The organism is Promicromonospora vindobonensis (genome assembly GCF_042685865.1).
GTDB lineage: Bacteria > Actinomycetota > Actinomycetes > Actinomycetales > Cellulomonadaceae > Promicromonospora > Promicromonospora vindobonensis.
In genome coordinates, this window is sequence record NZ_JBHUOG010000001.1 from 609073 (window position 1) to 635287 (window position 26215).

The 26215-nt window shown below is 71.9% G+C and carries 25 protein-coding genes and 1 riboswitch; of the genes, 10 read left to right on the plus strand and 15 right to left on the minus strand.

The window, feature by feature from the left end; genetic code table 11:
• Positions 1-9: 9 nt before the first annotated feature.
• From ACFS27_RS02845 to ACFS27_RS02865, 5 genes are all read left to right on the plus strand, one after another.
• The gene (locus tag ACFS27_RS02845; RefSeq protein WP_377180132.1) at positions 10-816 is read left to right on the plus strand and encodes a helix-turn-helix transcriptional regulator; all 807 of its coding nucleotides are present in this window, start codon (positions 10-12) and stop codon (positions 814-816) included.
• A gap of 153 nt (positions 817-969) precedes the next feature.
• A complete protein-coding gene (locus ACFS27_RS02850) occupies positions 970-2001 on the plus strand; it encodes an iron-siderophore ABC transporter substrate-binding protein (protein WP_377180134.1) in 1032 nt (343 codons plus the stop codon).
• Positions 2002-2011: 10 nt separating this feature from the next.
• Positions 2012-3055 (plus strand): FecCD family ABC transporter permease, encoded by a 1044-nt coding sequence (locus ACFS27_RS02855; RefSeq protein ID WP_377180136.1) that lies wholly within the window; start codon positions 2012-2014, stop codon positions 3053-3055.
• Positions 3052-4104 carry a FecCD family ABC transporter permease gene (locus ACFS27_RS02860; protein WP_377180138.1) on the plus strand — a complete coding sequence of 351 codons (1053 nt, stop codon included), beginning with the start codon at positions 3052-3054 and terminating at the stop codon, positions 4102-4104. The genes ACFS27_RS02855 and ACFS27_RS02860 overlap by 4 nt, the downstream gene beginning before the upstream one ends.
• Positions 4101-4913 (plus strand): ABC transporter ATP-binding protein, encoded by an 813-nt coding sequence (locus tag ACFS27_RS02865; RefSeq protein ID WP_377180140.1) that lies wholly within the window; start codon positions 4101-4103, stop codon positions 4911-4913. The genes ACFS27_RS02860 and ACFS27_RS02865 overlap by 4 nt, the downstream gene beginning before the upstream one ends.
• On the opposite strand, the gene ACFS27_RS02870 is transcribed toward ACFS27_RS02865, so the two are convergent.
• Positions 4897-5211, minus strand: coding sequence for a DMT family transporter (locus ACFS27_RS02870; protein WP_377180142.1), 315 nt, complete (start codon positions 5209-5211; stop codon positions 4897-4899). The two genes, ACFS27_RS02865 and ACFS27_RS02870, sit on opposite strands and share 17 nt — an antisense overlap.
• Positions 5212-5221: 10 nt before the next feature.
• Positions 5222-5287, minus strand: a riboswitch (guanidine-III (ykkC-III) riboswitch).
• Between the two features lie 246 nt (positions 5288-5533).
• On the opposite strand from ACFS27_RS02870, the gene ACFS27_RS02875 reads away from it, so the two are divergent.
• Both ACFS27_RS02875 and ACFS27_RS02880 read left to right on the plus strand, forming a co-directional pair.
• Entirely contained in the window at positions 5534-6541 is a 1008-nt protein-coding gene (locus tag ACFS27_RS02875; protein ID WP_377180144.1) for a fatty acid desaturase family protein, read from the plus strand.
• Between the two features lie 14 nt (positions 6542-6555).
• Entirely contained in the window at positions 6556-6783 is a 228-nt protein-coding gene (locus ACFS27_RS02880; protein WP_377180146.1) for a ferredoxin, read from the plus strand.
• A 57-nt stretch (positions 6784-6840) separates the two neighbouring features.
• Here the strand turns inward: ACFS27_RS02880 and ACFS27_RS02885 are convergent, their stop codons facing one another.
• Together ACFS27_RS02885 and ACFS27_RS02890 are read right to left on the minus strand one after the other, a co-directional pair.
• Complete coding sequence (locus ACFS27_RS02885; RefSeq protein ID WP_377183576.1) at positions 6841-7932, minus strand: NAD(P)-binding domain-containing protein; 1092 nt, start codon at positions 7930-7932, stop codon at positions 6841-6843.
• A gap of 76 nt (positions 7933-8008) precedes the next feature.
• Entirely contained in the window at positions 8009-8608 is a 600-nt protein-coding gene (locus tag ACFS27_RS02890; protein ID WP_377180148.1) for a TetR/AcrR family transcriptional regulator, read from the minus strand.
• 59 nt (positions 8609-8667) lie between these two features.
• Between ACFS27_RS02890 and ACFS27_RS02895 the strand changes: the two genes are divergently transcribed.
• Positions 8668-9885 (plus strand): MFS transporter, encoded by a 1218-nt coding sequence (locus tag ACFS27_RS02895; protein ID WP_377180150.1) that lies wholly within the window; start codon positions 8668-8670, stop codon positions 9883-9885.
• Positions 9886-9961: 76 nt separating this feature from the next.
• On the opposite strand, the gene ACFS27_RS02900 is transcribed toward ACFS27_RS02895, so the two are convergent.
• The 9 genes from ACFS27_RS02900 to ACFS27_RS02940 form a co-directional block, all read right to left on the minus strand.
• Complete coding sequence (locus tag ACFS27_RS02900) at positions 9962-16783, minus strand: DUF2341 domain-containing protein (protein ID WP_377180152.1); 6822 nt, start codon at positions 16781-16783, stop codon at positions 9962-9964.
• Between the two features lie 66 nt (positions 16784-16849).
• Positions 16850-17281 (minus strand): DUF6098 family protein, encoded by a 432-nt coding sequence (locus ACFS27_RS02905; RefSeq protein WP_377180154.1) that lies wholly within the window; start codon positions 17279-17281, stop codon positions 16850-16852.
• A 56-nt stretch (positions 17282-17337) separates the two neighbouring features.
• On the minus strand, positions 17338-18645 hold the full coding sequence (locus ACFS27_RS02910; RefSeq protein WP_377180156.1) for a cytochrome P450: 1308 nt from the start codon (positions 18643-18645) through the stop codon (positions 17338-17340).
• Positions 18646-18759: 114 nt separating this feature from the next.
• Positions 18760-19176, minus strand: a complete 417-nt coding sequence (locus tag ACFS27_RS02915; protein ID WP_377180158.1) for a CBS domain-containing protein — start codon at positions 19174-19176, stop codon at positions 18760-18762.
• Between the two features lie 97 nt (positions 19177-19273).
• A complete protein-coding gene (locus tag ACFS27_RS02920) occupies positions 19274-19516 on the minus strand; it encodes a hypothetical protein (protein ID WP_377180160.1) in 243 nt (80 codons plus the stop codon).
• Between the two features lie 85 nt (positions 19517-19601).
• A complete protein-coding gene (locus ACFS27_RS02925; protein WP_377180162.1) occupies positions 19602-20207 on the minus strand; it encodes a flavodoxin family protein in 606 nt (201 codons plus the stop codon).
• A 95-nt stretch (positions 20208-20302) separates the two neighbouring features.
• Complete coding sequence (locus ACFS27_RS02930) at positions 20303-21481, minus strand: FUSC family protein (protein WP_377180164.1); 1179 nt, start codon at positions 21479-21481, stop codon at positions 20303-20305.
• A 3-nt stretch (positions 21482-21484) separates the two neighbouring features.
• Entirely contained in the window at positions 21485-21904 is a 420-nt protein-coding gene (locus ACFS27_RS02935) for a CBS domain-containing protein (RefSeq protein WP_377180166.1), read from the minus strand.
• Between the two features lie 108 nt (positions 21905-22012).
• On the minus strand, positions 22013-22909 hold the full coding sequence (locus ACFS27_RS02940; protein WP_377180168.1) for an aminoglycoside phosphotransferase family protein: 897 nt from the start codon (positions 22907-22909) through the stop codon (positions 22013-22015).
• 135 nt (positions 22910-23044) lie between these two features.
• On the opposite strand from ACFS27_RS02940, the gene ACFS27_RS02945 reads away from it, so the two are divergent.
• A complete protein-coding gene (locus ACFS27_RS02945) occupies positions 23045-23251 on the plus strand; it encodes a tautomerase family protein (RefSeq protein WP_377180170.1) in 207 nt (68 codons plus the stop codon).
• Between the two features lie 29 nt (positions 23252-23280).
• Here ACFS27_RS02945 and ACFS27_RS02950 read toward each other — a convergent pair whose 3' ends face one another.
• Genes ACFS27_RS02950 through ACFS27_RS02960 form a run of 3 tightly spaced genes read right to left on the minus strand, consistent with a single transcriptional unit; the run spans position 23281 to position 24953 of the window.
• Positions 23281-24069 (minus strand): isocitrate lyase/PEP mutase family protein, encoded by a 789-nt coding sequence (locus tag ACFS27_RS02950; RefSeq protein ID WP_377180172.1) that lies wholly within the window; start codon positions 24067-24069, stop codon positions 23281-23283.
• A 57-nt stretch (positions 24070-24126) separates the two neighbouring features.
• The gene (locus tag ACFS27_RS02955; protein ID WP_377180175.1) at positions 24127-24780 is read right to left on the minus strand and encodes an NADPH-dependent F420 reductase; all 654 of its coding nucleotides are present in this window, start codon (positions 24778-24780) and stop codon (positions 24127-24129) included.
• Positions 24781-24830: 50 nt separating this feature from the next.
• Positions 24831-24953, minus strand: coding sequence for a hypothetical protein (locus tag ACFS27_RS02960; protein WP_377180177.1), 123 nt, complete (start codon positions 24951-24953; stop codon positions 24831-24833).
• A 273-nt stretch (positions 24954-25226) separates the two neighbouring features.
• Between ACFS27_RS02960 and ACFS27_RS02965 the strand changes: the two genes are divergently transcribed.
• Positions 25227-26189 (plus strand): zinc-binding dehydrogenase, encoded by a 963-nt coding sequence (locus ACFS27_RS02965; RefSeq protein WP_377180179.1) that lies wholly within the window; start codon positions 25227-25229, stop codon positions 26187-26189.
• Positions 26190-26215: the final 26 nt, after the last annotated feature.

The following is a 26215-nucleotide window of genomic DNA, read 5'->3' on the forward strand; positions in this document are numbered from 1 at the left end:
ATTCCGGGCATGCCTCCGGCCGCCGCAGCACCCGACCCCCACGGTCCGGTCGAGAGCCGTACCCTGCCGACGTACGTCGCCGGTGCCGTCGACGTCCCCTGGGTCATCAAGGGCATGGACGAGCTCGTCGCTCGCGACACCGTCTGGGAGACGCACGCCCACCCGACCCACGAGCTGCTGTGGAACCTCCGTGGGGCGTCCAGCGCGACGACGGACACCCGCACCTGGACGATCACGCCGACGCTCGGGCTCTGGGTGCCTGCAGGGGTCGCCCACTCCGGCCGCGTGCCCGCAGGGACCTGGTACCGAGCCGCCCAGTTCAGCACGCACGCCGTCTCGCCGCTGTCGTCGGGACCGGTGGCCGTCGAGATCACGCCGCTCCTGGCCCTCCTGCTCGACCGGCTCGCCGACCGGGACCTCGGCTCGTCGTCGCGCTCGCTGACCGAGCAGATGGTCCTCGACGTCCTGGCCCCGTCGCCGCACGAGCTGTTCGTGCAGCAGCCGCGCAGCGACCTGCTCCGGCCGATCGCCGCGGCACTCACCGCGAACCCGGCCGACCCGCGCACGCTCTCGGCCTGGGCGGAGCAGCTCGGCGTCAGCCCGCGCACGGTCACGCGCGCGTTCCGGGCCGAGACCGGTCTGAGCTTCGCGCGCTGGCAGGCGGTCCTTCGCGCCCAACAGGCCGTGCTGCTCCTCGCCAAGGGTGTGGGGGTCGAGCGCACCGCCGAGAGCGTGGGCTACCGCTCGGCGAGCGCCTTCGGCGTCGCGTTCCGCCGCACGACCGGCCGGACGCCCGGCCAGTTCCGGCCCGCCTGACGGCGGGACGCCTGTCCGAATCGCTACATCCGCCGTCCCTCTCGCTTGATTGCGCCATACGACCGGCAATTCGTAAGATGTTAGGTAAACCTCGCCTAACTCGTGAGCACGAGCGCGCCGAGATCCCTGAGCTTGAGAGTGAGTCACCCGCACATGCCCCGACGTCTTCTTCTTGCCCTGGCCATGGCCGGATCAGTGGCCATCGGCCTGTCCGCCTGCGGCGGAAGCGCCCCCGCAGCCACCGACGAGGAAAGCACCGGCGCGTCGTCCGGCGACTACCCCGTCGTCATCGAGCACGCGCTCGGTACGACGACGATCACCGAGCAGCCCGAACGCGTCGCCACCGTGAACTGGGCCAACCACGAGGTCCCGCTCGCGCTCGGGATCGTGCCGGTCGGCATGGCCGCAGCCAACTTCGGGGACGACGACGGCGACGGCCTGCTCCCCTGGGTCGAGGAGGAGCTCGAGGAGCTCGGCGCCGAGGCACCGGTGCTCTTCGACGAGACCGACGGCATCGACTTCGAGGCGGTCGCCGACACGCAGCCCGACGTCATTCTCGCGGCCTACTCCGGCCTCACGCAGGAGGACTACGACACGCTCAGCGAGATCGCGCCCGTCGTGGCGTACCCGGAGGCGCCGTGGTCCACGTCGTGGCGCGACGTCATCCGGTTCAACAGCCAGGGCCTCGGACTGGCCGAGGAAGGCGAGGAGCTCGTCGCGAGCATCGACCAGGAGATCGCCGACACCGTCGGTGCGCACCCGGAGCTCGAGGGCAAGACGGCGATGTTCGTCACCCATGTCGACACCGCCGACCTGAGCACCGTCAACTTCTACACGGCGAACGACACGCGTGCCGCGTTCTTCGACGACCTCGGCCTGGCCACGCCCAGCGCCGTCGAGGAGGCCTCCGCCGGTGGCGAGTTCTCCGGCAGCGTGAGCGCCGAGCAGGTGGACCGCTTCGACGACGTCGACGTGATCGTCACGTATGGCGACCAGGGGCTCGTCGACACCCTCGAGGGCGACCCGCTGCTCTCGCAGATGCCCGCTGTGGCCAACGACGCCGTCGTGTTCCTCGACGGCGACGGCCCGCTGGGCACCGCGGCGAACCCCACGCCCCTGGCGATCCCGTGGGTGCTCGAGGACTACGCGTCGCTGCTCGCCGACGCCGCCGCGAAGGCAAAGTGACCACGGCACAGTGACCACCGTTCTGCCCGGACGAGCGTCGGGCGTCGCGATCGTGCGGCGCCCGGCGCGGGTCCGGCTCCTGTGGCTGCTCGCCGTCGCAGTGGTCCTGCTCCTGCTGGTGGCCGCGTCGCTGGCCATCGGCTCGCGTGACGTGTCCTGGGCCGACATCGTGGCGGCTCTCGGCGGGTCGGCCGACGGCCTCGACCAGGCGGCCGTGACGAAGCGCATCCCGCGCACGGTGCTCGCGTTGCTCGTCGGCGCGGCCCTCGGCCTGGCCGGCGCGGTCATGCAGGGCGTGACGCGAAACCCGCTCGCCGACCCGGGCATACTCGGGGTGAACATGGGCGCCTCGCTCGCCGTGGTGGTCGGCATCGCGTGGTTCGGCATGTGGACGGCCACCAGCTTCATCTGGACGGCGGTCCTCGGCGCGGGCGTGACGGCGGCGTTCGTCTACGTCATCGGCTCGCTCGGCCGCGGCGGCGCGACGCCGCTCAAGCTGGCGCTGGCGGGAGCCGCCACGTCGGCGGCGTTCGCGTCGTTCATCAGTGCCGTCGTGCTGCCGCGCGGGGACATCGCCGGGAACGTGCGGTCCTGGCAGGTCGGCGGTGTCGGGGGTGCCGGTTTCGACAGCATCGCCCAGGCTGCGCCGTTCCTGGCCGTCGGGACCGCCATCTGCCTCGTCGCGGCCCGGACCCTCAACGCACTGGCCCTCGGCGACGAGCTCGCGACAGGCCTCGGCGAGCACGTGGCGCTCGGCCGCGGCCTCGCCTCGCTCGGCGCCGTCCTCCTGTGCGGGGCTGCCACGGCGGTGGCCGGGCCCATCGCCTTCGTCGGGCTCGTCGTGCCGCACCTGTGCCGGCTGCTGGTCGGCGTCGACCACCGGTGGCTCCTGCCGTTCTCGGCGCTCACCGGGGCGGGGCTGCTCATCGCCGCCGACGTGCTCGGCCGCATCGTGGCACGCCCGGACGAGCTCGAGGTCGGCATCATCACGGCTCTCGTCGGCGCCCCGTTCTTCATCGCCGTCGTCCGCCGGCAGAAAGTGCGGGAGCTGTGACCGCGTCCCGCACGGCCTCGCCCACCGCTGTCGAGGCGGTGCGGCGGAGCCGCACCGGCAGGGGCCGGCGGCGGCGTCTCGTGATCGCAGCGCTCGTGCTGCTCGTCGTGGCCGTGTTCGCGGTGACGCTCATGGTCGGCAGGACCGTCTACCCGCCCGCCGACGTCGTCCGCGTGATCCTCGGCGACGACGTACCCGGCGCCTCGTTCACCGTGGGCAGGCTGCGGCTGCCGCGGGCCGTGCTCGCCGTCCTGGCCGGGATCTGCTTCGGGCTGGGTGGAGTCACGTTCCAGACGATGCTGCGCAACCCGCTCGCCAGCCCCGACATCATCGGCATCAGCTCCGGTGCGAGCGCGGCCGCCGCGTTCGCGATCGTCGTGCTGGCCCTTGACGGCGCACAGGTCTCGGTGGTCGCCGTCGTCGCGGGGCTCGGCGTGGCCCTCGCGGTCTACCTGCTGTCCTACCGGGACGGCGTAGCCGGCACCCGGCTCATCCTGATCGGCATCGGCATCGCAGCGATGCTGGACAGCGTCACGGCCTATGTGCTCAGCAATGCGCCCCAGTGGGAGCTGCAGGAGGCGATGCGCTGGCTCACCGGGAGCCTGAACGGCTCCGCGTGGGACGACGTCGTACCGCTGCTGGTCGCGCTCGCCGTGCTCGGTCCCGCGCTGCTCGGCCAGGCCCGGAACCTGGCGGGCCTCCAGCTCGGCGACGACGCAGCCTCCGCCCTCGGGGTGCGCGTGGAGCGCACCCGCATCCTGCTCATCGTGACTGCCGTCGGACTCATCGCGTTCGCCACCGCGGCGACCGGGCCCATCGCGTTCGTCGCGTTCCTCGCCGGTCCCGTCGCCGCCCGCGTCACCGGGCCGCACGGCTCGCCGTTGGTGCCTGCCGCGCTGGTCGGGGCGCTCCTCGTGCTCGTCGCCGACCTGGTGGGCCAGTTCGCGTTCGGCACCCGTTACCCGGTGGGCGTCGTCACCGGGGCGCTCGGCGCGCCGTACCTCATCTACCTCATCATCCGCACCAACCGCACGGGAGGCTCGCTGTGACCGCAGCCCATACGCTCCAGGCCACCGGCCTCGGCCTCGGGTACAAGGACCGTACGGTCATCTCCGGGTTCGACCTCACGGTGCCGCCCGGACGGATCACCGCGATCGTCGGCGCGAACGCGTGCGGCAAGTCGACGCTGCTGCGCGCGATGTCGCGCCTGCTCACGCCGCGCGAGGGGCAGGTGCTGCTCGACGGCAGGCAGGTGCACCGAACACCCGCCAAGGAGCTCGCGCGCACCCTCGGCCTGCTGCCGCAGTCCCCCGTCGCACCCGAGGGGATCACCGTCGCCGACCTGGTCGGCCGGGGCCGCAACCCGCACCAGCGCGCGTTCTCACGCTGGAGCGTGCAGGACGACGAGGCCGTCGCCGAGGCCCTCGAGACCACCCGGACGCTCGACCTCAGCGACCGGCCGGTCGACGAGCTCTCCGGCGGCCAGCGGCAGCGTGTGTGGATCGCCATGGTGCTGGCCCAGCAGACCGATCTCCTGCTGCTCGACGAGCCGACGACGTTCCTCGACGTCAGCCACCAGGTGGAGGTGCTCGACCTGCTCACGGACCTCAACCACACCCGCGGCACCACCATCGTCATGGTGCTGCACGACCTCAACCTCGCCGCGCGGTACGCCGACCACCTGGTAGCGCTGGCCGACGGCCGGGTGCACGCCGCCGGCGCCCCCGGCGACGTGCTCACCACCGACACGGTGCGGGCGGTGTTCGGGCTGGAGAGCCAGGTCATCACCGACCCGACGTCGGGCAGGCCACTCATGCTGCCCCTCGGCAGGCATCACGCGGTCAGTGCGTCAGCTTGAGCCCGATCACGCAGCCGATGAGGCCGGCGATCAGCAGGACCCGGACCACGGAGACCGGTTCGGCGCCGGTGGCCATGGCCCACAGGACGGTGGTCGCCGCCCCGATGCCCACCCAGACGGCGTAGGCGGTGCCCACCGGCAGGTCGCGCAGCGCGTAGGCGAGACCACCCATGCTGGCGACGAGCGCCACGCCGAAGACGACGCTCGGTCCGACGTTGTGGAACCCGTCGGAACGGCTGAGGGCGGTGGCCCAGACGGCCTCGAGGAGACCCGAGACGACAAGAACGATCCAGGACATGACTGCTCCTTAGTTGCCGTCTTGTCGCGCGCCGGGTACGGCAACCCTCGTCCGGGGATCTCGTCGGATCCTGCTCCGATTTTTGCACAGACCCCCGCCCTGCGGCAGGGCGGCGCGAGGTGGTACGGGTCACCGGCCCGTCTCGAGCGAGCAGCGAGCCACCGGCACCTTCGTTAGCATCGAAAAAGGGACGCAGTGCTCCTGCATCCCTCGCAGTTGCGAGGCGAACGTACGAGCGGCACCCGGGTTCCGACCCCCGGGGGCCGCTGGTTTTCGAGAGGTGGCAATGCTTGGAAATCAGTATGTGGAGGCATTTCATCAGTTGACGACGGAGGCCAACGACGCCGGCCTGATGCGCCGTCGCTACGGCTTCTACTGGACGATGATGCTGTTCTGGGCGCTGGTCGCAGGGGGCATCCTGGTCGGCGTGGCCCTCTTGGGCGACACCTGGTACCAGCTCGTCCTGGCGGCCCTGCTCGGCGTGGCGATGGCACAGCTCGCCTTCCTCGGGCACGAGGCGGCCCACCAGCAGATGTTCGCCTCGAAGAGCTGGAACGAATGGACGTCCCGCGTCATCGCCGGGCTGTTCAACGGGCTCAGCTATGGCTGGTGGGTGGACAAGCACGGCCGGCATCACGCGAACCCGAACAAGGAGCGGGAGGACCCGGACGTCCGGTCCACGGTGCTGTCCTTCACGCCCGACAGCACCGACGAGCGCACAGGGCTCGCCGCGCGGCTGGCCAGGTACCAGGGCTTCTACTTCCTGCCGCTGCTCCTCTTCGAGGGGTTCTCCCTGCACGTCGACTCGATCAGGACCATCCTCACCGGCAAGGACGTCACCCACCGGTGGACCGAGATCCTCTTCGTGGGCATCCGGGTTCTCGGGTACCTGACGTTCCTGTTCGTCGTGCTTCCGCCCGGGATGGCTGTCGCCTTCGCGGCCGTGCAGGTCGCGGTGTTCGGCTTTCTGCTGGGTGGCGCGTTCTCGCCGAACCACATCGGGATGCCCACGGTCCCCCACGACACGGACCTCGACTTCTTGCGCCGGCAGATCCACATGTCGCGCAACGTCCGCGGCGGACCGCTGGTGCACTTCTTCATGGGCGGTCTGGAGTACCAGGTGGAGCACCACCTGTTCCCGATGGCGCCGCGCCCGAACCTGCCCGCCGTGCAGCGGCTCGTCCGCTCGTACTGCGCCGACAACGGCATCCCCTACACGGAGACGTCGCTCACCGGAGCGTTCCGGACGATCATCGCCTACCTCAACCAGGTGGGGCTGAAGAACCGCGACCCGTACACCTGCCCGCTGGTTCGCCGGTACCGCGGCTGAGGCTTGGAGGACTCATGAGGCCCACCGTCAACCCGGACACGTGCATCGCCTCCGGCAACTGCAGCCGGACGGCGCCGAGGGTGTTCGCGAACCTCGAGGAGAACGGCGGGTTCGTCAGCATCATCGACGAGAACCCGCCCGAGTCGGAGTGGCCTGCCGTCCGCGCGGCCGAGGAGCAGTGCCCGTCGGCGACCATCCACATCGAGAAGGACGACGGCCTGCCGGCCCCCGGGCCGACGTGAGCCGGCCGCCGGCCGCCGTCCGCGCTTCGCCCGGCCCGCTCTACCCGGTCACCGCCGTCAGGCCACGGCTACCCGGAGCCGTCGCACCACGGCGGCCGCCGCCTCCCGGCCCGCCCGGTTGGCGCCGACGGTCGACTGCGACGGCCCGAACCCGATGAGCTGCACCCGCGGCTCCGCGGCGACCTGGGTGCCGTTCATCGCGATACCGCCCAGCTCGTTGCGCAGGCGCAACGGGTCCAGGTGCGCCAGGTCGGCCTTGAACCCGGTGGCCCACAGGATCGTGTCCACCGGGGTGAAGGTGGCGTCCGCCTCCCGCACGCCCATGGGCTCGATCGCCGTGAACATCGGCCGCCGCTCCAGAGCGCCACGGTCCCTCGCCGCGAGCGCGTAAGGCGTCCAGGCCAGCCCCGTGTACGAGACGACGCTCCCGGTGGGCCTGCCCGCCGCGACGTCGGCCATGACCTTGGCGATGGTCTCGCGGCCGGCCGTCTCGGGCTCGAAGCCGTCCTCGCGGAAGACGGGCTCCCTGCGCGTGTACCAGCGGGTGGTCGCCACACGGGAGATCTCCTCCAGGAGCTGGAGCGCGGAGATCCCGCCGCCCACGACGGCCACCCGCTGCCCCGCGAAGTCCTCGGCCCGGACGTAGTCGCGGGTGTGGAGCTGGCGGCCCACGAACGTCTCCCGCCCCGGGTAGTGCGGCAGCACCGGGTTGGTCCAGGTCCCGGTCGCGTTGATGACGGAGCGGGTGGTCCACGAGCCGCGGTCGGTCGTCACGACCAGGTCGCCGTCCGGGTCGCCGTCGGCCCGGTGCACCGCCACCACCTGGACCGGGCGCAGGACGGGGAACGCGAACGTCTGCTCGTAGCCGGCGAAGTACCGTGGGACGGCGACGCGGCTGGCCTCTGTCGTGTCGACGGCGGGCTGGGGCAGGCCGGGGAGGTCGAAGATGCCGTTGACCGTCGCCATCCGCAGCGACTCCCAGCGGTGCTGCCAGGCACCGCCGGGCGCGGGGTTCGCGTCGAGCACCACGTAGGTGCGCTCGGCCCCTGGCTGCTCGACGGCGCTCACGAAGCCCCTGCGCTGCAGGTGGTACGCCGCCGACAGGCCCGCCTGCCCGCCCCCCAGCACGATCACCGTCGCCCGCTGCATCTCCTGGCTCACCCCACCGACAACAACGTGCCAGCGCCGATGTTCCGGCCCGTCCCGCAGTGTGATCGGCAGAACGTCAGGCGATCGGTAACTCGGGTTGCCGATCACCTGACGTTCTGCCGATCACGTCGCCGGGACCCGCCGTGATGCGGCGTACCGCCTCCGTCATCGTGTCTCGGTGCGGCGGCTCCGTGTCCAGGGCGCGATGGATGGTCAGCCCCTCGATCAGCGCGTCCAGCATCCTGGCGGTGACCGGGTCGAAGTGCCGTTCGAGCGCCGCACGGGACCGCGCCATCCACGCGTTGGTCAGCTCGCGGAATGCCGGCTCCCGAGCGGCCAGCGTGTACAGCTCGTGCGTCAGCACGAGGTCCCGCTGGCTGCCGAACACGTCCCGCGTGATGATCTCGATCACTGCGGCACGCGCGCTCGCGAGGTCGGTGGCCTCGCTCATGCGCTGCTCGAACCCGTCGCTGACGCTCCGCGAGAACCGGCCGAACGCCTCGCGCAGCAGCTCGTCCATCCCGGCGAAGTGGTAGGTCATCGACCCGAGCGGCACGTCGGCGAGGGCCGCCACCTTGCGGTGCGAGACACCGGCCACCCCCACCTCCGTGATGAGGTCGAGGCAGGCGTCGATGATCCGGTTCCTCCGCCCCGGGTCGTGCCGACGTACCGTCATGTGGGCCACCATAGCGGGCGATGTGTACGACCGTACGCTGGGTAGGTACGCTCATGAGCATGCCTCCCATCCCGGGCCCCGGCCCGCAACCCGCCGACCGGCGTGCCCGCGCCGCCGTCGCCGCCATGTTCCTGACCAACGGCGCCCTGTTCGCCAACCTGGTCCCGCGCTACCCCGAGATCAAGGCAGCCCTCGACCTGGACAACACCGTCTACGGCCTGGCCGTCGCGGCGTTCCCCGCCGGGGCGATCATCGCAGGGCTGGGTGCGGGCTTCATGGTCCGCAGGCTCGGGTCGGCGCAGGCGGCGGTGGCCGGCACCATCCTCACCGGTCTGGGCGTGCTGGCCGCCGGCCTGGCGCCGTCGTTCGGCCTCCTGGTGCTCGCGCTGCTCCTCGGCGGGGCGATGGACGCCGTGACCGACGTCGCGCAGAACGCCCACGGCCTGCGCGTGCAGCGCCGCTACGGACGGTCGATCATCAACGGCTTCCACGCCGTGTGGTCCGTCGGCGCGGTGCTGGGCGGGTCCATGGCGGCCGGCGCCATCGCGATCGGGCTGCCGCTCGGCGTGCACCTCGGCATCTCCACGACGATCTTCGCGATCGTCGCACTGGTGGCGCTGCGGTTCCGGCTCCCGGGACGCGACAGCGACCTCGAGGACACGCCCGGGACGGCGGCGGCCGCCGGCGTGCGCGCCGGTGCCCTGAGCCCGCGCACCGTGGCGATCGTCGCCGCGCTCGTCCTCATCGCCATCGGCGGCGCCCTCGTGGAGGACGCAGGCAGCTCCTGGGCGACGCTGTACCTGTCCGGCTCGCTCGGCGCGCCCGCCGCCCTGGCCGCGACCGGGTTCGTCGCCCTCGTCGGCGCGCAGTTCGTGGGCCGGATGCTCGGCGACCGCATGGTGGACCGGTTCGGCCAGCGGACGGTCGCGCGCGGCGGCGGCGTCATCATCGCGCTCGGGATGGGGCTCGCCCTGGCGGTGCCGACCGTGCCGGGCACGATCATCGGCTTCGCCGCCGTGGGGCTGGGTAGCGCCACCCTCGTACCCGCCGCCATGCACGAGGCCGACGAGCTGCCCGGCCTGCGGGCCGGCACCGGGCTGACCATCGTGTCGTGGCTGATGCGGCTGGGTTTCCTTGCCTCACCGCCGCTGGTCGGCGTGGTCGCCGACGCGGTGGGGCTGCGCTACGGCCTGCTGGTCGTGCCGGCGGCCGGCCTCCTGATCGTCCTCTTGGCGGGCGTCCTCCAGCCCCGGCCCACCACCTCCTCCCCCGGCTGACCCACTGTGTTGTGGGCGTGATCGTTGCGGCTAAACCGGGCAGGTAGCCGCAAAGATCACGCCCACAACCAAGGGGTCAGTGCCAGGGAGAGAACGGAGGGCCGGGCTCCTGGTTGCGGGTCCACCACCTGGCCTCGTACCGCTGGCCGTCGTGCTCGACCACGTCGCCGGCGTCGAAGATCCGCGTCGGGGTCCAGACGGCGGTGCCGTCGTCGGTCGTGGCGATCTCCTGCCACGGCCCGTGCGGGTCCCCGGGCTCCTGGTTCCGGGACCACCACGACGCCTGCCAGACGGCGCCCTGGTAGCTCACCTCGTCACCCGCCGTGTACACGGCGCCGGCGTCCCACGCGGGCACGGCCGGCCCCTCGGGCAGGGTGAACGTGCTGACCGTGCTCCGCGTCACGTGCCCGGCCTGGTCGCGCAGCTCGGCGTACCACTCGTGCTGCACACCGCCCTCGACACCGTCCAGCTGGACGGACATGGTCTCTGCGCCCACCGCCGTCTGCGGGTCGCCGACCTGCTCCCTCGGTCCGGCCGCCACGGTGAGCGACTCCGCGGCCAGGGTCCGGGTGGTGGTCCCACCGAGGTCGATCTCCAGGGCGAAGTTCTCGGTGTCGTCGCCGTGGAAGCCGGGGATCGCGCCCTGGGGCACCTCGTGGTGCCAGTTGCGGTCGGAGGTCGCCTTCTCCAGCAGCGGCGACCAGGTGTTGAAGTACATCAGGTCGTTCTCGGCGTCGACGCTGATGTGCTTGAGGTACTCCTGCCCGCCGTAGACGCGTGACTGGTAGTCGGTCAGGACGCCGTAGGCGCGGTTACCGCCCGCGGTCTCCCGCGACGCGACGCCGGTACCCGCGATGTGGCCGCCCAGCACCAGCTTGACGTTCGAGTACGGGTCGACCAGCTCGCGCGTCACGTTGTCGTTCGACCAGCCGCCCACGCCCTGGTTCACCGAGTTGTGGTTGGCGATGATCACGGAGTGGTCAGGGTGCGCCTCGATGACGTCCTTCGCCCACGCCAGCCCCGGGTCGTTCGCGTTGTCGGCCGAGAAGAACCCGACCGTCAGCAGCAGGAGCTGCGCCCCGTCGATCTCTCCCGTGTAGTAGTAGTTGTCGATGTTGTCGCTGCCCCCGAACCGCCAGGGGCTGCCGTCGAGGCTCTTCTCGAACCGCTCCATCGGGAAGTACTTGGGCAGCATGACGCGGCCGTTGCGGTTGTTCTGGTAGTCGTGGTTGCCCCACGAGATCATGTACGGCAGGCCGGCTTCCTCCAGCGCGCGGGCCGACGGCTCCGCGTTGACCCACTGGTACTCCTGCGAGAGGTACTCGCGGTTGACCCAGTCGCCGGCCTGGATGACCAGCTCGGTCTTGCGCTCGGCCGCCACGTCGGCGACGTACTCGAACTGGTGCGTCATGAGGTCGGGCGTCGCCTGCGCGTAGAGCTGGGAGTCCGGCACGTGGTCGAACGCCCAGTCGTACCGGTCGGCGGTCGGCAGCGCCTCGATGTCCCGGTCCTCACCGTCGGGCAGGGCCGTCAGGCCGCGCCAGACGAGCAGGTGCAGCTTCCCGTCCGCGACGACGTTCTCGTCGGCTCGGGCAGTCACGTCGAGCGCGACGGCGGCGCCGTCCGGGTCGGACCCGGAGTCCTTGAGGAGCCACCGGCCGGCCGCGTGGTCGTACACGTGGGCAGAGACGGTGCGGGCGTCACCGGCGCCCGACCAGGTCAGGTGGAACTCGTCCTGCGCGGCCTGCTCTCCGGTCAGGGAGACCTCGTAGACCTGGAACGGGTTCTCGTCCTCGCCCACCGTGGTCGGCAGCAGCTCGTCGCCGACCTTCCCGCTGGCGGGCGTCAGGGCGTCGGGCACCCGGTCGGGGGTGCTGCCGCTGCGCACCACGACGTTCGAGTCGTCGAGCGGGATGGTCGGACCGGCGTAGAAGGTGGCCTCGACCCGCTCCCGGTCCTCGGTGCGCGGCGTGGCGGACAGCGTGACGCTGGGGTCCTTCCCCGAGACCGACCCGGCGTCGTCGCTCACCTCTGGCGCGGCAGGCGCGACCGTGTCCTCGACGGTGACCGGCACCTCGACCGGCTCCGCCGTGTCCCTCGGCCCGCCGACGGCGGCGGCGCTCAGCGTGAGCGTCTGCTCCCCCGGCTCGTTCACGGGCACCTGGACCGTGAACGGCCCGGCGTCGACCCGCTGGGTGTGCACCTTCTTGCCCGCGACCTCCGCGGTGAGCACCGCGCTGCGGGTGACCGACCCCGTCACCTTGACGAGACCCGCCTCGAGGGTGCTGCCCGCGTGCGGCGTGCCGACGATCAGGGTCACCGGCTCGTCGGCCCGCTCGACGCGCTCGCCGAACGTCACGGCGTCACCGAACAGGTTCGCGAACCGGAAGGCCTCGAAGTCCGGGGTGAACGCCACGCCGGCGATCTGTACCTCGTCGACCAGGCCGTGGAACGGCGACCGGAGGCTGCCGTCGTTCGTGTAGTAGTCACCGATCGTGGTCTGCACCGCCGGGTCGGAGAACGTGCTGCGGTACTCGACCATCTGGCTGTGCACCTCACGGCCGTCGACGAACACCGAGTACGTCATGCCGTCGTAGGTCTGCGTGACCAGGTGCGGGTCGCCGTCGGCAGGGAAGCCGAACCGGTGGCTCAGGTCGACGTCGCCGAACTCGAAGCTGTTGCCGGCCAGCCGGGTGCCGACCTGCGGCTCGCCGGGTCGCACGCCCTGCCAGAAGGTGGGCTTCCCGTCACCGGTCGCGCTCTCCTTCGCGATCACCGGGGCGGGCGAGCCGAGCTCGGCCAGGTCCTCCTCGGTGAGCGAGTACACGCCGCTGACCGCGATGCGGTCGTGATGACCGCCGACGTCGTCCGGGTACTGCAGGCGCGACCCGGCGAACCGCGCCTGACCGGTGCCCCGCTCCGACGTGCGGGTATCGAGGTCGTCGCCCACCAGGAGGCCGGAGTGCCGGCCGGTGGAGTCCGTCCGCCGGTCGCCGCTCGCGGTGGTGCCGCCGAAGTGCTCGACGAGGGTGTAGTCCTCGCCCCACACCGCCGTCGGGTCGTTGGCCGGGGCCGAGCCCCCGAAGTAGGCCCACACCTGCTGCGCCGAACCAGCGGCCAGGCGCGGCACGCGGACCCACACCGTCGAGGTGCCGCCCGGCTGCCAGGTCTCGACCTCGAACGGCACGGGCGCGCCGTCGGCGCCGAAGAACGACAGCTCGTCCCGCTCGACGTCGGGCGCCGACTGGATGCGGAGCTGCACCGGCGTACCGGTGAAGTCGGACCGGGTGTCGTTCCGTACGGTGACCGCCTGGCGGGCGGTCGCGTCCGGGTCGGCCCAGGCGACCGTCTTGCCGTCCGTTGAGACCAGGCCACCCAGCTCGCGCAGGCGCTGCTCGGCGGCCTCCAGCCGGGGCATCCCCGTGAGGGCACCGCGCTGCGCCTCGGTGAGCTCGTTCACGGCTGCACGCACGGCGGCCACCGCGTCGGCGTCGTCGAGCGTGACGTCGTCGACGGCGGGCAGCTCGCCGATCTTCGCGCCGACCGGCGACAGCTCCCTGTCGATGCCGAAGCCCTCGAACAGGCGCGGCACGCCGCGGTCGCGGATGTCGTAGACGTTCACCGTGAGGCGGTCGGCCGTGACGTCGACGGCCGTGAAGTTCTCGCCGGCCTGCTCGCCCGTGCGGTCGAACAGACGCAGGTAGGGCTCAAGGTCCACGCCCTGCGCGCTGGTCGCCTGCGTGTAGTGCTTCGCGCCGGCCGTGTTGGGCAGGAAGTAGATGGTGCCCTCCGGGTCGACGGCGTACTCGATGCGCTTGCCGCCCCGGACCTCGGTGATCTTCGTCGTCTCGACGGGACGCGCGCCCGCCACCCCGTCGGCGTCGGCGGCCAGGACCTTCGACCGGCTCATCACGTGGTCGTGCCCCTGCAGCACCAGGTCGATGTTCAGCTCGTCGATCACCGGCACGAGGGTGCGGCGCATGGCCATCACGTCCTCGTCGTCCAGATGGGTCGCCGTCGTGTACGTGCCCTTGTGCATGGTCAGGACCAGCCACTTGGCACCCGCGGCGCGGGCGGCCTCCGCATCGGCCCTGAGCCAGTCGAGCTGCTCCTTGGAGATGCCCTCCGAACCGCCCTCGTTGGTGTTGAGGACCATGAAGTGCGCCTGGTTGTACGTGTACGAGTAGTACACGCCGTCGGACCGGTCCTGCTCCGGGCCCTCGAGCGTGAAGTGGTCGGTGAACGCGTTGGTGTGCCGGTCGTGGTTGCCGGACGCGGGCACGAACGTCGTGTTCAGCATGCTCGGGCGGGCGGAGTCGAGCAGGTCCTTCCAGTCCTGCTCCCTGCTGCCGTCCTCGACGACGTCGCCGTTGTGCATGACGAACTCGGCGTCCGGGACGTGCTTGAGCGCCTTGGCGATCGTCTGCGCCGAGAGCTCGGCCTCGGCCAGGTTCTGCGACTGGGTGTCGGTCAGGTCGACGAACGTGAAGTCCTCGTCGCCGCCCTCTGCCGTGACGAACGTGCCGGTCGCGCTCCACACCTGGTCGGCCTTGTCCCCGACGCGGTAGTAGTAGGTGGTGCCTGGCCGCAGGTCGCGGGCGATCGCGCGGTAGAACGTCTCCCCGTCCTCGCTGTCCTCGCGCTGCGCCTCGATCTCGACGGTGGCGGAGCCCTCCGGGAACTCGCGGTCGGTGCTCAGCACCGCGACGGCGCTGCCCGTCTCCAGCGTCGAGTACCAGGTGAACGCACGCTGCGTGCCCGGGTCGCCGTAGAACGTGGTGGTGATGCGGTTCGGCGCCTCAGCGGACGAGACGTACTTCGGCACGGGGTGGCCGAGCTCGGCGTCGAACCGCCACTTCTCGGCGAAGTCCCAGCCGCGGGCCGTGTAGGTGGCCTGCTGGGCGAGCGCCTGCGGCGTCGTGTCGGTGCCGTGCTGGTTCTTGGTGCCCGGGCCTGCGACGGCCTGGCCGCCGATGGTGATCTCGGCGCTGGCGAGGTTGTCCTGCGCGGTCCAGCCGTCGTAGCCCGTGTAGCCGATCACGCGGCCCGCGAACCCGTCGACCTTGCCGGTGTAGTCGATCGAGCCGGACAGCGCCACGTTGCCGGTGAACGAGCTGCCGGAGCTCGGGTTGCCCGGGTAGGCGACGACGTGCGCTGCGTCGATGCCGCGGGTACCGGCAGCGCCACCGTCGGCGGCGACCGTGAGGTCCACCTCGGCGAGGTTGTTGCGCACGGTCACGGCGTTGCGGGTGTAGGAGGCGATCCCGGCGGGCATCTTGTGCGCGCTGACGGAACCACGCACCCAGTTGTCGGTGATCGAGCCGCCGTGCAGCTCCGCGACCAGGCCGGCCACCTTCTCGGCGCTGGTGGCGGTCAGGTCGGCATCGATGACCGTGTTGCCGGTCAGCGTCGCGTTGGTGGCGACGACGGCGAGGCCGGCCACGAACCCGCTGCGGGAGCCGCCGTCGGCAGTGACGCCCGCCAGCGTGAGGCCGCGGATCGTGCCGCCGGCGAGCTGTCGGACCAGGCCGAGCCGCTCGGCCTCGCCGCCCGCGCTCTCCTGCGTGCCGTAGACGAGGCTGCTGATCGTGTGCCCCGCACCGTCGAGGACGCCCTCGAACCGGTTGATGCCGCCGAACGGATCGCGCCCTGCGAAGTCGAGGTCGGCGGTCAGGACGAAGTGCTTGGCGCCGGTGTAGCGCGCGTTGCCGTCGTTGAGCTGGGCCGTGAGGAGCTCCAGGTCGTCGGCCGAGCCGATCTCGTAGGGCTGCTCGGCCGAGCCGCTGCCGAACAGCGTCGCCGTGTACTGCGGGACAGGGTGGCCCAGCGTGTCGTCCCAGCGCCAGGCGTTGGTGAAGTCCCAGCCCAGCTCGTCGTAGGTCGCCTGCTGCGCGAGCTCGTCGGCCGTGGCGTCCGTGCCGTGCTGGTTCTTGGTGCCCGGCCCTGCGACCGTGTCCCCGCCGATGGTGATGGCGCCGTTGGCGAGGTTGTCCTCGGCGGTCCAGCCGCCGTACTCGGTGAACCCGATGACACGGCCGACGAACCCGTCGACCCTGCCCGAGTAGTCGATCGAGCCGGACAGCGCGACGTTGCCTGCGAAGGTGCTGCCGTTGGGCGAGCCCGGGTAGCCCGCGATCAGCCCGGCGTTGTTGCCCCGTGTGCCGTTCGCCCCGCCCGGAACCACCATGGTCAGGTCGGCCGCCACCAGGTTGTTGCGCACCTGGGCGTTCTGGTTGACGTAGGCCGCGACGCCGCCAGGCATCTCGCCTGCGCTCAGGGAGCCGGTCACCCAGCTGTCCGCGATGGTCCCGCCGTGCAGCTGGGCGGTGATGCCGCCCACCTTCTCGGCGCTGTTCGCGACGAGCTCCGCGTCGGTCACCGCGTTCCCGGTCAGGGTGGCGTTGGTGGCCACGACGGCGACCGCACCGATCCAGCCGCTGGTGCTGGCCCCGGCGTCGGCCCGGACGCCGTCGAGCGTGAGGTTCCGGACCGTGCCGCCCTCCAGCCGGCGGATCAGGCCCAGCCGGTCGGCCTCGCCGCCCGCCGAGGCGTCCCGTACGAGCTCGATGTCGCTGATCGTGTGCCCGGCGCCCTCGAGCGTGCCGGTGAAGGAGTTGATGCCTCCGAACGCGCCCCCGGCGAAGTCGACGTCGGCGGTCAGCCGGTAGGCCGACCCGCCGTACGCCCCCGGGTCGCCGTTGATCGCGGCAGCGACCGTACGCAGGTCGTCGGCCGAGTCGATCTGGTACGGGTCACGTGGTGACCCCTCCCCCTCGATCCCGGGCAGAGGGTCGGCCGCGTGGGCGGCTGGCAGGCCCGATCCGAGGGCGAGGGCGACGCCGAGCGCCGCGGCGACAGGCGCCAGCAGACGTGGACGTACTAGGACAAGTGGAGGCATGCCGCGAGTTCACCTGTCGGTGCTGAATACGCCCCGGCCGACAAGTGAAGCCACGATGAACAGTCGTCACCTTCCGTCCGCCCCCGCACGGAACACCCGTTCGTACGTCGCCGCCGCCTCGTCCACCACCGACCGGTCGATCGACGCGACGGCGGTGGTCCTGACCAGCAGCGGCTCGCAGTCCGGTCCACGGCCCGCGATCTCGCCTGTGAGCACCCACGGGTAGCGCTCCGGCGACTGCAGGTGCGCGTACTGGCACAGCTGCCGCGCGAGCCAGTGCTCGACCTGGCGGTCCCACCACGGCTCCGGCGTCAGCGGGTTCACGCTGAGTCCCGGCAGCAGGCACCCGCTCTCGTGGTCCCTGCTCACGGTGGCGGCGTCGGCCACCGGACCGGCGCTGAACCGCACGTAAAGCGGCGAGGCCGCCTCGACGAGCTGCGCCAGGTCGGCGATCGACCGCAGGTGCGGCACGCCGGGCAGCATCCCTGGCTCGGTCATCGCACTCGTTTCCTCTCCCAGCTCGTGTGCAGGTCAGGGCACAGCTTGCGTGCGGGTCAGGCGCTGCCGGCGACGCGGAAGCGCAGCCCCAGGTGATCCATGGTCGCGGGTACGGGGTCGCCGGCCAGGTGGCGCCCGCGGGCGACCCGCAGGTCCCGCGCGACCAGCCGCGTGAGCAGGTGGGAGGCCACCAGCAGCACGAGGTTTCGTCCGGGGCACGCGACGGGCCCGCCGCTGAACGGGATCAGGCCCCAGTCCGCGCTGTTGCGGCCGTCCAGCCACGCCTCGGGCACGAAAGCGTCCGCGTGCTCGAGCCGGGCCGGGTCGCGATGGAAGAACGAGCTCACGACGGCGAAGCCCGTGCGGGTGGGCAGCGTGCGCTCGCCCCAGTCCGTCGGGCCGGTCGAGTCGCGCAGCACGGCGAACGTCGTCGGCCAGAGGCGCAGGGACTCCAGGACGCACGCCCGCGCGTAGGGCAGGAGTGCCGGACCGGCCGGCTCCGCCTCGGCGAGCAGGCGCTCCCGCACCGTCGGCCGGGCGGCGGCCATCGCGAGCGCCCGGAGGGTCGCGGCGCCGGCGGCGTCGAACGCGAAGAGCCAGTGCGGCACCTGGCCCACCGCGGTGGCGGGGCCGCGCCGGTGGGCGGCGGCGGCGAGACATCCCTGCTCGGGCGTCTGGACGTAGGACGCGATGCGGGCCTCCAGCTCCTCGCGGAGCCGCGTGCGGCGCGGGCGCAGCCACGACCAGTTCGCGTCGCGGCGCAGTGCGTTGAGCACGGCCACGAGCTCTCGGTCCCCGCGGGCCTTCGAGCCGAGCACGACCTCCAGCACGATGCCCCACCACGCGTCGGTGAAGCTCTGGGCGTCGAACCGCCCGGTCAGGGCGAGGTGCTGGGTCAGCTGCGCCGCACCGCGGTGCACGGCGTCGACGACGGCGGCCCCGTCGTCGTGCACCGGCTGGTCGGTCTGGAGCACCGCCTCGTTGAACGGCCGGCGGTGCCAGCGCTCGGCGGTCGAGGAAATCAGCACGCCCTCGGGCTGGAAGTGCGCGAGGGCGGCGTGCTTCTCCTTCGTGGCGGGCGTGAACGGCTCGGGCGAGCCTTCGAGCAGGCGGCGCACGTCGTCGGGCTCCGTGACGACGACGAGGCGGCGCGACCCGATCCGCACGACGAGCGGCGCGCCCCCGTGCCGCTCGCGCAGGCCCGTCAGGACGGCGCGCGCCGTGCGGTCGGTCTGGTGCCGCTCGGCCCAGGCCGTGGCCGGGGGCCGACGCACGATCGCCCCCTGGGCGACGAGCGGGGCGAGCACCCGGCCCAGCACCCGAGCGTTCTCTGCGGCGTTCAGATCGACGGGCGTGGGGCTCATGGCGTCTCCTCACCGGTACTCGGCGCGAGGTCTGCCCCGAGGTCGTCTCACGTCAGGTGGTACGTGCCGGGCTCGTTCGCCGAGCGCCGACGAACGAGCCCGGCCGCGACCCGCTCAGCGGTTCGGCTCCGCCTCGGAGATGTCCGCGAGAGCGGAGCTCGGGTCCCTGGTGACGGCGAGGTCACCGATCGCGACGATGCCGACGACGACGTCGCCGTCCATCACGGGGACTCGCCGGACGGCGGCGTCACGCATCACCTCGACCGCGGTCTGCACGGGGTCGCCGGGGCCCACGGTGACGAGCTGCTCGCTCGCGACCTGGCCGACGGTCGCGTCGACGCCGAGGCCCTCGGCCAGACCGCGGATCACGAGGTCTCGGTCGGTGACGATCCCGACGATCTTGGACTCGGACTGGACGACCAGCGCGCCCACGTCCTCGGCGGCCATCGCCTGAGCGGCGACCTGGAACGAATCGGATACGTCGACGGCGGTCGGCGCTGGGGTCATGACATCGGCGACGGTTTGCACCATGTCGCTCTCCTCCCTCGGTAGGGCCGACGGCGGGCTGCTTCACCGACACGTCCACCATGCCTCGGCGCTCTCCCGCTCGCATGCGCGTCCGTCCGGGTCAGACGCCCACGCTGTCGGTGATCTCTGCGCCGGTGCTGATCCGTGCGCAGTGGCTGCAGCAGTAGGTGGTGTCGTCGGCCTCGACCCCGTGCCCGAGCACCGTGCAGCCGCAGTGTGCGCACCGTGGGGCCATCGCAGCGGCCGCGCACTCGAACGAGTCGAAGACGCCGGAGGTCCCGTCGTCCTTCGTGATCGTGAACGTGTGGGCGTACTCGTTGCCGCACTGTTCGCAGGTAGCCATGTGCTGCTCCTTGTCTGTCTGTGGGCGTCTGCCTGTGGGCGTCTGTCTGTGGGCGTCTGCCTGTGGGCGTCTGCCCGTGTGGGCGTCAGCTCTTGGGTGGCGGCACCGGCTGTGCCGCGAGCGCCGACGCGACGGAGTACAGGTTGTGCGCCATGAGGCGGCCGGTGCTGTTGGACCACTCGTGCCCGTGCTCCGTCTGCGGGTAGTCGGCGCCGGGACCGGGGCCCTGGTTCCAGTAGGTCCACGACTGGCCGGGGATCGTGTACCCGATGTCGCCGAGCGCGCCGCTGATCTCGGAGATCACGTGGTGCGCGCCGTCCTCGTTGCCGGTGACGACCACTCCGGCCACCCGGTTGTAGGCGACGGGGGTGCCGTCCGGTGCCGTCTCGGAGATCATCGCGTCCATGCGTTCGAGCATGCGCTGGGCGATGGACGAGGGTCGTCCGATCCAGGTCGGGGTGACGACCACGAGGATCTGGGCGTCCAGGAGCTTCTCGTGGATGCCGGGCCAGGCGTCGCCGTCGCCCAGGTCGGTGACGACTCCTGGCGGGACGTCGAGATCGGCGAGCCGGACGTGCTCGACGGTCACGTCACGCTCCTCGAGGGCGTCGGCGACGACCGACGCGAGCGCCTCGGTGTTGGACGGTTCGGGGGACGGCTTGAGCGTGCAGCTGAGGAACAGGGCCTTCACGGGACACCTCGGTAGATGTGAACGGCAGCCGCTTCTCGACCATTTCCAACGTAACGCCGACCTGGATTCCTTGCCCTTCGGCGGGTGCGCGTCCCTCAGGAGTGCAGGGCGTGGGCACCGCGGGCGAGGTAGACGATGAGGGTGCCTGCCACGAAGTAGTCGTGCTGCGTCGAGGTCCTGGCCTCGCGGACCGCCTGCTGGAGCTCCTCGATCGACCGGTCGAGCCGGTCCACGGCGTCAGCCGCCTCCGAGTCGGCCGCGCCGGCGGCGGACTCGTTCGCCGCGTCCCGGGTCACGGCGGCACGCAGGGCCGCCGCGAACGCTCGCAGCGTGCCGGCGAACTCCGGTCTCAGCTCCTTCCCGAGCGCGACGTCGTCGAGCCCGTCCCGTTCCCACTCGACCAGCAGGCGGACTATCTCGTCGACCACCTCTGCCGAGGTGCCGAGAGCGCCGGCTCGCCGTGTCTGGGACGCCACCCAGTAGTGGTTGCCGTTGTACCGCACGCGCAGGTTGGCGCGCGAGGCCTCGCGGGTCTGCGCGACCGCGGCGCGCGCAGCCTCGGCCGTCGGGAAGAGCTGCTGGCGGCGTTTCTCCCACTCGTCGGGGTCCAACGGCCCTCGGCGTTCCAGCCAGTTGGCCAGCACCTCGACCTGCTCGGCGATCCCGTCGCGGAGGCGGCCGAGGGCAAGCTCGGAGGGGGTGAGCGGCAAGGGCGGGAGCAGCAGGTTGAGGCCGATGCCGATCGCAGCGCCCACGAGGATCAGTCCGGCGTAGGAACCGATGTAGTCCCCGGAGTCCCCGCTGCCGATGATGAGCACGAAGATGGCGGACATGACGGTCCAGCTGCCCATCTCGCCGAAGATGCGCCAGCCCACGCACAGGAGCGCGAGGCCGACCACCACGGCGAGCTCCAGCAGGCCGGGCAGCGGCAGCAAGGCCACGGTGCGGGCGATGATCGCGCCGACCAGCACCGCGGCGACCGACTGGAGGGAGTCCCGGACGGAGCGCACCACGGTGCTGGTCGTGGCGAGCACGGCTCCGAGCGGCGCGTAGTACGGGTACTCCGCGAACGGCGGGGGTGCGATCAGCCCGACGAACCAGGCGAGGCTCGCCGCGAGCGCACCCTTGATGGCGAGCGCCCAGCGCGGGTGGCTGAGCCAGGCGCGGTGCGCCGCCGAGACCGCACCGCGCGGCCGGGCCCCGGTCAGTGCCTGCCGGAAGTCGGCCACGTCACCGCCTCGCACGGCTCGGTCCTGCCCGGTTCTGTCTCGCACGGCTCAGTCGTTCGGGTCCGCTTCGGAGATGTCCGCGAGAGCCGACATCGGGTCCCGTTCGGCGGCGAGGTCGCCGATCGAGACGATCCCGACCGGTACGTCCTCGTCCATGACGGGGATCCGCCGGACGGCTGCCACGCGCATCAGCTCGACCGCGACCTCGACGGGGACGCCGGGCCCCACCGAGACCAGCTCCTCGCTCGCCACCTCGCCGACCATCGCGTCGAGCCCGAGCCCTTCGGCCAGGCCGCGGACGACGAGGTCCCGGTCGGTCACGATGCCGACGGTCGTGTTCCCTGCCTGCACGACGAGCGCACCCACGTCCTGTGCGGCCATCGTCCGGGCGGCGGTCTCGAGCGTCTCGGACATGCCGATAGTGGTCGGCTCGGGGGTCATGACATCGGCGACGGTCTGCTGGACCATGTCGCGCTCCTTCCCTCGGTGCGACGTCCCTGGGTAGGGGCCGACGGCAGGCTGCCTCACCGGCGTTCCCACCGTGCCGCGGCGGGGTGTCGCTCGCATCCTGTCGGGTCAGCTCAGGGCACGCAGCAGCCGGGCGCAGCGGGGCGGGTCCTCGGTCAGCCCGTGCTCCAGGCCCCAGAGCCGGTAGTCCGTGATCCGCCACAACGCCCACGCGCGGGCGAGCTCGCCGTCGAGCTCCCCTGCCTCGACCAGCAGGTCCAGCTGTGCGGGGATCTCGGTGTCGGCCAGCTCGTCCACGCGGTGCCAGAGCGCGTCCACCGCCGTCCGCTCCACGTCGCCCCGCCGCAGCACCGGGTCGACCACGCACCACCGCCCGTCCGGGTGGCGCAGCACCTGGTCGAAGTGCAGGTCGGCATTGACGGCCACCGGCTCACGGTCGCCGGCCAGGATCACGGAGGCGGCGTCCGTCGCGACGTCGAGCACGCCGCGGTCGAACGGCCTGCCGAGGCGTTCCCACACCGTGCGCAGCTGCGGGGTCCCTTCGGCCACGTCGTCGGAGGTGTGCCTGATCCCCGCCGCGCGATCATCTCCGGCGGGGACGGCGAGGCGACGGGCGGTCCGGCCGATCTCGGTCATCGCGAAGTGCAGCGGCTCGTGGGCGAGAGAGGTGTCCGCGTCGAGCCGCTCCAGCAGCAGCACACCCGCCACGGCCTCCGAGGCGAGCTCCGTCACGACGCCGCGCCCTCGCCAGAACCGCAGCGCCGCGGAGAGCGCTGCGACATCGTCCCCCGGGGGTGCCAGGCGCAGCGCCGCCGCCTGCTCCTCGCGGCGCACGGGCACGACCAGCGCGTTCGACCCGTGCCGTGGCGCCCCGTCGACCGTCAGGTGCCAGCGCTCGCACCATCGCCGGACCAGGTGCGGGAGGTCGGCCAGCCACCGGCGTTCCGACGGCGTCGCGGCCCACCACCGGGGCATCGCACGGAACGACTCGGGGACCTCGATCACGGCGACACGCTATCGCCCGCCAGGGATCGCCGGTCCCCCGTTCCGTAGTCCTCTCCCACTCTCGGCAGGAGCCGTGCAGGGTGGAGGACGGCGGGCACGCACCGTGGCCGCCGTCGCACTCAGAAAGGGCTGACCATGCCATTCGCCAATCTCAAGGTGCCGGCGGAGACCCTCACCGCCGAGTCGAAGAAGAAGCTGCAGGACGCCGTCACCGACGCCTTCGCGGACGTGTACGGCGAGCGGGCACGCCAGACCACGCTCGTCATCCTCGAAGAGGTCGCCGACGGCGGTTGGAGCCTTGGCGGCACGATCCTGAACGCGGAGGTTCTCGGTCGGAGCTGATCGGGTGGGCGGTCGCCGATCGGGCAGCCTCAGCCCTGGTCCGCCACCCGCTGCGCGTACCGCTCCAGCCGCGCCTGCGACTGGGGGTAGGGCGTGGCCGACGGCGTCTCGTCGCCGTCCCGGACGGCGGTAGCGACAGCGACGGCCGCGTCGAGCGCCGCGCGGTAGGGCAGCGACCCGGTGCTGACCCGCCGGACGCCCAGGTCTCCCAGCCGCCCCAGCGAGAGGCCGGGGACCGCGAGGACGTTGAGCGGGAGCGGTAGCGCGCTCGCGAGGCGTTCGAGCACGGCCGGCTCGGTCGCGCCGGGCACGAAGATGCCGTCGGCCCCCGCGTCGACGTAGGCGCGGGCCCGGTCGAGGGTGGCGTCGACGGTCGCGTTCTTGTTCAGCCAGTACGTCTCGACGCGCGCGTTGACGAACACGTCCGGCGCCGCGGCCTTGATCGCGGTGACCTTGGCAACATGCGCTGCCGGGTCGATGAGCTCCCCGTACGTGGAGTCCTCGATGTTGACGCCCGCGAGGTTGGCGTCGGCCAGCGACGCGACGAGGTCGGCGACCTCGGCCGGGTCGTCGCTGTAGCCGTCCTCGAGGTCTGCGGTGACGTAGGCGGGCAGCGCAAGCAGCCGGCGGACCAGCTCGGTGGTGGCCTGGCGGCTCGTCCGGCCGGCGTCGGGCGTACCAAGGGCGGCGCTGACGCCGAAGCTCGTGGTGCCGACCGCGGGGAACCCTGCCTCGGCGAACGCCAGGGCGGAGGCGACGTCCCAGGCGTTGGGGAGGAGGAGCGGGTGCGGGCCGGTGTGGAGGTCGGCGAAGGTCATGGGCTTAGCGTCCCAGGGTTCGTCCCGCGATTGCGCGCCGATTGAGATCGAGAACCGTCACCCCCGCATGGCCGGCTTCGCCTGCCTGAGGTTGCGGAGCAGCTCCTCGCGGCCCTGCCACCCGGCGCGGACCCACGCAGGCTGCCCCGGCGCATTGCGCCAGGACTCGCTCAACGGGCTGTGGTCCACGGTGTCGTACCCGAACAGGTCGTAGAGGCGGGTGACAAGGACAACGGCCTCCGGGTGATCGCTCGACACCGCCAGCGCCACCCGCTCGGCATGACCCGCCGGTCGGGCGGCGCTGAGCAGGCGTTCGTGCTGGATGTGGGTGAACGCCTTGGCGACCTTGGACCGTGGCAGCTGTTCCTGGCGCAGCTCGTGCACCGTCTTCGCACCGGAGTCGATCACCGGGATGTGGCCGTCGCGCCAGACCATGTAGTTGTTCGTGTCCAGCACCACCTTGCCTGCGAGCTCGTCCACGGGGAGGTCGTGGGCGACCTTGAGGGGGAAGGACAGGATCACGAAGTCGCCCAGCGCCGCTGCCTCCGCCGGATGCGCGGCACGTGCCGACGGGCCGAGGTCGTCGACGAGCCCGTGCAGCGTCTCCGGCCCCCGCGAGTTGGCGATGACCACCCGGTAACCGCGCGCGATGGCCACGCGTGCGATCTCGCTGCCCATGTCGCCGGCGCCGATCATCCCGATCGTTTCCACGGGCCCCTCCCGACGCTGTCCTGGTGTGTCGACCACACCGGGCCGCGGCATCATGCCACCAGCTGCTGGCGCAGCGTCGCTGCGTCGTGCAGCGCGGGCATGGGCACGAACCGGTGGGCGTTGTCGTCTGCGAAGCAGCGCTCGTAGAACGCGCGCAGGTCGATGTCAAACATGAGGACCATTCCTTGGGGCTCGATGTTGTGGTCCAAGCGGGCCGTGACGAACGCTACGAGCGGTCATCCGAGCCAACCAGAGCCGCCTTGAGCCCGGGGTGTGGCAGGGCCCCCTCGGCCGTGCAGCAGGGGATCCTCGGGACGCCGCTCGTCCGGCCGCGACAGCATGTGGGGCAATCGACCGGCCAACCCTCTCAGTTCGCCGAAGTGGACGCCCCCGTCCGTTAACGTCCCGACCGAAGGCGAAGACAGCGACAGCACAGGAGACGAACGATGCGAGCAGTGCAGATCGAGCGATTCGGCGACCCGAGCGGCATGGTGGTGGCCGACGTCCCCGTGCCGACCCCAGGGCCCGGACAGCTGGTGATCGAGACGGAGGCGATCGGGGTCGGCGGGGTCGACGCCGTCATCCGCCGCGGGACGCTCGCCGGGTACGGCTTCACCACCGGCCTGATCCCAGGCAGCGAGGTGGCCGGCACGGTGACAGCGGTCGCCGCGGACGTCGACAGCTCGTGGCTGGGCCGCCGGGTGTGGGCGTTCACGGGCACTGGCGGCGGCTACGCCGAGCAGGCGCTCGCGCAGGTTACCGACGTCGGCGCCCTCCCCGACGAGCTCTCGTCGGTCGACGCGGTGACCCTCGGGAGCTCCGGTCCGGTCGCGCACTTCGCACTTGCTCACGCGCACTTCGCGGCCGGTGAGTCGGTGCTCGTCCGTGGCGCGGCGGGGAGCATCGGGATCCCTGCCGTCGAGCTGGCGGCACGCGGCGGTGCGAGCGCCGTCGCGGTGACGACGTCGTCGTCCGAGCGCGGCGGCCGGCTCCGTGAGCTCGGAGCGACGCAGGTGCTCGACCGCTCCGGCGGCGGCGCCACTGATGCCCAGGCGTCCTATGACGTGATCATCGACATCGTCGGCGGTCCGGGTACGCCGGAGCTCATCGACCGGCTCGCGCCGAACGGGCGCCTGGTCGTCGTCGGGGCGATCGCCGGTATGCCGCCCGCAGACTTCGGCCAGCGGCTCATCAGCGCGTTCCAGCAGTCCCGCTCCGTCGCGACGTTCAGCCTCGACACGATTCCCACCCTTGACCGGGACGCCGTCCGGACCGCGCAGTTCGCCGCCGTGACACGCGGCGAACTGCATGCCGTCGTGCACGACGTCCTACCGCTGGACCAGGCCGCCGACGCGCACCGGCAGATGGATGCCGGGACGGTGTTCGGGCGGATCGTCCTCGTGCCCTGACGATTGACCGTGTGCCAACCACACGG

Bases quoted from the DNA above. Each gene is read 5' to 3' on its own strand.
- ACFS27_RS02845 (WP_377180132.1), top strand. From the start codon at position 10: ATGCCTCCGGCCGCCGCAGCACCCGACCCCCACGGTCCGGTCGAGAGC.
- ACFS27_RS02885 (WP_377183576.1), bottom strand. From the start codon at position 7,932: ATGCAGCGGGCGACGGTGATCGTGCTGGGGGGCGGGCAGGCGGGCCTG.
- ACFS27_RS02870 (WP_377180142.1), bottom strand. From the start codon at position 5,211: ATGTCCTGGATCGTTCTTGTCGTCTCGGGTCTCCTCGAGGCCGTCTGG.
- ACFS27_RS02910 (WP_377180156.1), bottom strand. From the start codon at position 18,645: ATGAGCCCCACGCCCGTCGATCTGAACGCCGCAGAGAACGCTCGGGTG.
- ACFS27_RS02850 (WP_377180134.1), top strand. From the start codon at position 970: ATGCCCCGACGTCTTCTTCTTGCCCTGGCCATGGCCGGATCAGTGGCC.
- ACFS27_RS02895 (WP_377180150.1), top strand. From the start codon at position 8,668: ATGCCTCCCATCCCGGGCCCCGGCCCGCAACCCGCCGACCGGCGTGCC.
- ACFS27_RS02900 (WP_377180152.1), bottom strand. From the start codon at position 16,783: ATGCCTCCACTTGTCCTAGTACGTCCACGTCTGCTGGCGCCTGTCGCC.
- ACFS27_RS02935 (WP_377180166.1), bottom strand. From the start codon at position 21,904: ATGGTCCAGCAGACCGTCGCCGATGTCATGACCCCCGAGCCGACCACT.
- ACFS27_RS02880 (WP_377180146.1), top strand. From the start codon at position 6,556: ATGAGGCCCACCGTCAACCCGGACACGTGCATCGCCTCCGGCAACTGC.
- ACFS27_RS02905 (WP_377180154.1), bottom strand. From the start codon at position 17,281: ATGACCGAGCCAGGGATGCTGCCCGGCGTGCCGCACCTGCGGTCGATC.
- ACFS27_RS02920 (WP_377180160.1), bottom strand. From the start codon at position 19,516: ATGGCTACCTGCGAACAGTGCGGCAACGAGTACGCCCACACGTTCACG.
- ACFS27_RS02945 (WP_377180170.1), top strand. From the start codon at position 23,045: ATGCCATTCGCCAATCTCAAGGTGCCGGCGGAGACCCTCACCGCCGAG.
- ACFS27_RS02950 (WP_377180172.1), bottom strand. From the start codon at position 24,069: ATGACCTTCGCCGACCTCCACACCGGCCCGCACCCGCTCCTCCTCCCC.
- ACFS27_RS02890 (WP_377180148.1), bottom strand. From the start codon at position 8,608: ATGACGGTACGTCGGCACGACCCGGGGCGGAGGAACCGGATCATCGAC.
- ACFS27_RS02915 (WP_377180158.1), bottom strand. From the start codon at position 19,176: ATGGTGCAAACCGTCGCCGATGTCATGACCCCAGCGCCGACCGCCGTC.
- ACFS27_RS02965 (WP_377180179.1), top strand. From the start codon at position 25,227: ATGCGAGCAGTGCAGATCGAGCGATTCGGCGACCCGAGCGGCATGGTG.
- ACFS27_RS02960 (WP_377180177.1), bottom strand. From the start codon at position 24,953: ATGTTTGACATCGACCTGCGCGCGTTCTACGAGCGCTGCTTCGCAGAC.